Here is a 4,898-nt window from a genome sequence, read left to right as displayed (position 1 = left end):
CCCTCTTCCTATCTAACTAATAGCCCAAACCCCCCCCAGGGTGTTTTCTTTTTTGGGGGTTATGCCGCCCAAACCACCCCCTACAACGCGGCTCTTGGACCGCTGGCCGATAAGCTCACGACCGCGCCAGATACAGCATCCCCACCGGAGAAGCCCATGCCTCAAAAACCCGGCCTCAAGCGTGACCTCTCTGCGGAGAGGGCTGCACGCAGGGCGGCTACACAGCAGGCACGTCTTGTACCGCAGGGACTGCCGACAGTTCGACCGGATCAGCTGATGCCGAGCCCGGAGAACGGGCGCAGGAAGCTGCTCAAGATCGACGAGCTCGCAGAGACGCTCCGTACGGACGGCATGAACACCGCAATGACGGTGATCCCTCCAGATGTGTACGTGGAGATCTACCCCCAACACAAGGAGGTCGTGGAAGCCCGGGTCGCGGACGGCATCCTCTTCGTCGTTCACCACGGGCATCGCCGTCTGGCTGCAGCGCTGAAGGCCGGGCTCACCGAGGTTCCGATTCTGGTGCGCCGAGAGGTACCGAGCCTTCGGATCGCGGCCATCCAGGAAAACCTCCAGCGCATGGCTCTCAACCCGATCGAGGAGGCCCAGGAATTCCAGGAAGCTCTCGATGAGAAGGACGGCGACGGCAAGCAACTGTCGCAGCGGGAGCTGGCCAAGCGGGTGGGTTGCTCGCAAACGTACGTGTCGCATCGAGTCGCGCTCCTTCGGCTCGTTCCTGCCCTTCAGCAGGCAACCATCGATCACTGGCTGAAGGAGCAGCAGCTACTCGAGGCCGACGAAGATGAGGCGCCGACCGGCAGGATCCTCCTGCCCGTGCGGGAGGCCGCCACCGTATTCGCTCGCCTGCGCCAGGACCTTCAAGAGGCATTCGTACGGGGCGAGCTGACCTCAGCACAGGCCGCCACCGTCAGTAAGCTCCCAGCAGACCAGCAGACCGTTCCGGCAGCCGAAGCTCCAGATGGCGCCGCAATCACCGAACCACCCACCGACACCCCGGCGTCGCTGCCGGAACCCCGCTCAAGCGAATCCCTTGCTTCCACTTCCCCGATCCCGGCGACCGGAGCGCAACCCTCCTCCCCGACCGCGCGCCCGACGAACTCCGCTTCGCAGCACGCCACTAACTCGACGCCAGCTACACAAGCGCAACCCGCCAAGACACCCGTGGCCACGCAGGAACCTGAACCACGCGGTGTGATCGTGGTACGCAGCATCGAAGAACTTGCGCTCAAAATCACAGAGCTACTGGACTCTGATGAGATCGAGGCTCTGAGGGACCTCCTCGCACCCTGACGACGCTTACCCTGGTCGCCTCACCGGTCTATCCGGTGGGGCGACTAGTTTTTGCGCGGGTCCCCCCTGTAACGTGCCGCTCGGTACTTGCATCACTTCGAGTCTGGCCGGGAGTACGGCTGACCCGAACGGTCTGTGATTGCGGCGCAATCATCCGCTAGTTGCGGATCCGCTGCCAAAGGGCCATACCCATCGCCGCTAGCCCGCCCTGCAGCCATCGTTGACCAGGCGAGGCAAGGAGCGCGATCCCCGACCCGGGACTGATTGCGCCGCAATCATTCGTGGAGGCTCACTCATGACTTCATCCCCTAACCACGCCGCTGCCACGGCAACTGCCGGACGAATTGCACGCGTCCTCGCACTCACGAACCAGAGCGGCGGCGCCGGCAAGACGACGTCAGCAGTCAACATCGGCGCCTGTGCCGCAGACCTTGGCCTCACCGCACTCGTCATCGATGCCGACGCCCAGTGCGACGCCTCAGCGGCCCTCGGCTACGACGCCCCCGATGACATCCCCAATCAGGCAAACCTGTACGACGTGCTGACGGGAGCCGCCAAGATCGAGGACGCTGTCGTGCCAGCCATGGCAGGACCGGTGGGGGAGGACGACACGAAGCCAATCCCCAATCTGTTCGTAGTCCTCGGGTCTAGCGCCTTGGAGGAAGCGGAGCAGCTCCTCGCACCGAAGACGGGACGGGAGTTCTGGCTGCGGTCCCAAATCGATCGGATCCGCGACACCTACGATCTGGTTCTGATCGACTGCCCAGGCAACCTCGGACTGATCGTCGTCAACGCGATCGTCGCATCGGACGAAGTCGTTGCTTGCGTCAAGCCGGGTTGGAAGGAGCTTCGGGCACTGACTCGCATGGAGAACAAGATCGACGAGATCAGGGATACGTTCTCGGTGATGGGCGCATCTGCCGAACTCTCCAACATCCTGATCGTCGACTGCCCAACCACCCGCAACCAGGGTGCCGTGTACGACGACAGTCAGCAGCAGGCCAAGCAAGCCTACGAAGAACTCGTCCTTCCCACGGTCCGCAGGAGCCCTCGTATCCCTGAGGCATACGCAGCGCAGAAGGTCCTGCGCTACTACGACCCGGTGACTGAGAACCCCTCAAAACTCACTTCGGCAAACGCGCTGTCCGCCACGGACGACTACTACCTCGTCACCCAGGCCCTGGGGTTCACACGCAAGTAGCGTGATTGCGCCGCAATCAGCGCAGCAGCGGTTGGCGCCCTCCTTCGAGCCGGGGAGGGTCCCACCGCCGCGGCCGCTAGCGCAACGGTCTGGGAGCTGGTTGTCGGCTGCAAAGAGCAGCCAGCAGACGTCTGAACAGCGATGGCCTTCTAGATGGCGCCGACTTACAGGACGTCGGAGCCAGTATCGGCTAGAGCGGGACTCCTACCGGCGCCTCAACGTCGTCAAACGCAGCCTCGACAACCCCCAACAACAGCGAGGCCCGGCCAGCCGTACAAGAGACGCCCGGCCAAAACCAAGCACACATCGCCCTCGCGACTACCGACTCTGGCTCCCGTGACCTTACGGACACGACCGAGGACCTGCGGTGGGATGGGACGACACGACAGGTCCCCCACTACGCCTGAGCAACCCCTACACCCTGCGGGCACGTGGGAGTGGAGGAGGCTCCTTGAGGACCATGAAAGTGCCCCCTCACGTCCGCCAGAGATTTCGGCTCCTCTCACACCGCGCACAAGGCGAGAAGGGGAGGGGTGGTTCGCGGTCTGTCAGACACCCGCGACGAGATCAGCCGCTGCTGCGTAGGCCAGTTGTGCATCCAGGGTGGCTCCAGCCGATCCGGCGTTTCTGCGAGCCACCTTTCCCAGTTCGCGAACCACGGCTTTGACGTAGGTCTCCAAGCTGACGAACTGGATGGGCGTGTGACAGTTGGGCAGGACCTCTGCAATCTCATCAAGCCAGTAAGTGACTTCATCACCGTCGTCCAGACCGTCACGATTCTCTAGAAGCCGCTGAGCTACAGGCGCCAGAAGACTGTGTCGTTGTGCAGCTTGCGCAGCCGCCCGGCGGTCGGCTTCTGCCTGCGCTGCAACGAGTCGTTCAGCCTCCATTACGGCCTCGGGAGTCCTTCGCACAGGCTGAGCGCTGCCGACCAGCGCGGTGAGGGCGACGGCACGGAGCCGTGCTGCCTTGTTGTAGGCGGCGCTGGGTGCGTTCACCGCCAGAGCAGGCGCCAGTTGCGCCCACTCGGCGTTTGCCTCTCTAGCGTCCGCGATGGCCTTCGCCTGATGAATCTCCGCCTGCTCCCGGAGGTACTCCCAGAGCGTGATGCGCTGGATAGCAGCGAATCGTCGTGTCTTCTCGTCTTTCAGGGCCCCAGCGTGCGCTTCGAGGTAGATCAGCGCCTGGAAGAGTTCGTCATCGGCCGGCATTCGGTCGATGTCAGGATCCTCCGCTGCCTCGTGGAGCCGCCGAAGACCTGCGATAACGGCCACGGAGTCGAGAACTCCGATTCGATTCGGCGCCTTGCGCAGGGGCTTCCTGGGATCAGCGGACCGACGAGGTGAGCGTGCCATGGATTCATTGTGCCCTCTCACAGATATGGATTCACATTCTGTGAATCGCCGCGAAAAGAGGCTCGCAACTACTACGGAGGCGTCTAGTCCCCGGCCGGAGACACCGCACTTGCAATACGTGGCACGCACTTCTGAAACCGCTCTGACCTGCCAAAACACCCCTAGGAGCACCTGACGAGAGGAACACACAGGAGTCATCCTGTTGTTGTCCGAGCCGTGAGGCTGATTGGGCGGGCGACCACACGACAGATGCACCTGCGCCGGTAAGTGGGGGAGTCACAGGCGGGTGCCGACCGCGGAAGATTTCAAGTCCAGTGAGACGGTCGTGACGCTATGAGGTTTGTGGTGCGGGTTCGCGGCGGCCGCGGTCCGGTCGTTTCCGGCGAGGCGGACGAGAGCCACGTTGCACGATGATCAAGCGGTGCTCAGCTCCCCGCCGAAGGGCAGTGTATAGATGCGGCTGCTGAGCCGCTCCCATTGGTCCGCCATCTTGCAGCCGTCCCGCTGACGACCAGGGCGCAGCGCACACCGTCGTGGGCAAGGAGCTCTTCCACCGCCGCGAGGGCCCATGCCGCGACCCGCAGTCGGTCGCACGTGGTGGCGTCCTTCACCATAACCAGCCGAACCGTGACACCTGGCTTCTGGTCATGGTTGATCTGATGTCTTCGCAGAGTGTCGGTAATCGCCAGGTCGGAACGCGGCGGCCGGAACAGTGGGATTGGTGGCACCCGGACCCGTCAGGCCGGCACAGCCACATGCGGAACTCGAGATGCCAGCCTGCCGGCCGACAGCACAGCGGCCAGCCGGGAGCGGCACCTTCACCTGCCGTGCGCTGGCCAGCGCGATAGCTGCACCAACGGGGCCCCAGCCACCAAGCCTGTCGACTTGCAGACCGGCCGGGCCTGGGCCGCAATGCTCCTCCCGGATGCGATTTATGGCTCTTCGCTCGTTTCTGTGGGTGTTATGTGCGTCCGGGGAGGGGCCGGCTGTAGCCGGCGAGGCAGAGCAGGATCATGGCGCGGAGGGCTTCG

3 protein-coding genes are annotated in these 4,898 nt (G+C 63.7%); 2 read left to right on the top strand and 1 reads right to left on the bottom strand.

The features are described from left to right. The first annotated feature begins 276 nt into the window (after window positions 1-276). Window positions 277-1,311: a ParB/RepB/Spo0J family partition protein gene (locus ABZZ74_RS52570; RefSeq protein ID WP_356951222.1), complete on the top strand. Its 1,035-nt coding sequence runs from the start codon at window positions 277-279 to the stop codon at window positions 1,309-1,311. Between the two features lie 295 nt (window positions 1,312-1,606). Further along, complete coding sequence (locus ABZZ74_RS52565) at window positions 1,607-2,512, top strand: AAA family ATPase (protein ID WP_356951221.1); 906 nt, start codon at window positions 1,607-1,609, stop codon at window positions 2,510-2,512. Between the two features lie 548 nt (window positions 2,513-3,060). Here the strand turns inward: ABZZ74_RS52565 and ABZZ74_RS52560 are convergent. After that, window positions 3,061-3,786 carry a hypothetical protein gene (locus tag ABZZ74_RS52560; RefSeq protein ID WP_356951220.1) on the bottom strand — a complete coding sequence of 242 codons (726 nt, stop codon included), beginning with the start codon at window positions 3,784-3,786 and terminating at the stop codon, window positions 3,061-3,063. Window positions 3,787-4,898 lie beyond the last annotated feature (1,112 nt).

It is taken from the genome of Streptomyces sp. NPDC006476 (genome assembly GCF_040612015.1).
GTDB lineage: Bacteria > Actinomycetota > Actinomycetes > Streptomycetales > Streptomycetaceae > Streptomyces > Streptomyces griseorubiginosus_B.
The sequence above is the reverse complement of the archived record's forward strand: the minus strand, read 5'-3'. Positions and strand labels throughout refer to the sequence as shown.